This is a genomic window from Mesorhizobium sp. M8A.F.Ca.ET.202.01.1.1 (assembly GCF_004791595.1).
In the GTDB taxonomy this organism is placed as follows: Bacteria; Pseudomonadota; Alphaproteobacteria; order Rhizobiales; family Rhizobiaceae; genus Mesorhizobium.
In genome coordinates this window covers 1-288 of sequence record NZ_SRUN01000289.1, presented here as the reverse complement: position 1 = coordinate 288, position 288 = coordinate 1, and the positions used below count along the sequence as shown (strand labels likewise).

Sequence of the window (288 nt, the reverse complement as noted above, 5' to 3'; positions counted from 1 at the left end):
GCCGACTTCTATCGCAAGTTGTGGGAGAACCCTGCCGGCGCCGAGATTCCGCTGCGCGTGGTGCGCGACGGCCGCGAGACCTGGCTGCGCGTAAAATCCGCCGACCGCAATTCCTTCCTCAAGAAGCCGCAGCTGCAGTAGGGCCGCATGCATCCAAGGCTGCTGAAGACCTTTCTTGCGGTCGCGCGCACGCGCAACGTCACGCGCGCGGCGCAGGAGGTCAATCTCGCCCAGTCGAGCGTCAGCGACCAGATCCAGTCGCTGGTGGCCGAACTTGTCGCCAGCAAC

At 65.3% G+C, this 288-nt stretch carries 1 protein-coding gene and 1 pseudogene; both read left to right on the top strand.

The window, feature by feature from the left end; all coding sequences use genetic code 11:
• A pseudogene (locus tag EN845_RS36585) lies at nt 1–141 on the top strand (signal protein PDZ); the annotation flags it as partial.
• 6 nt (nt 142–147) lie between these two features.
• Nucleotides 148–288 (top strand): LysR family transcriptional regulator (locus EN845_RS34905; protein ID WP_135931349.1); only part of this gene is annotated, 141 nt, incomplete at its 3' end.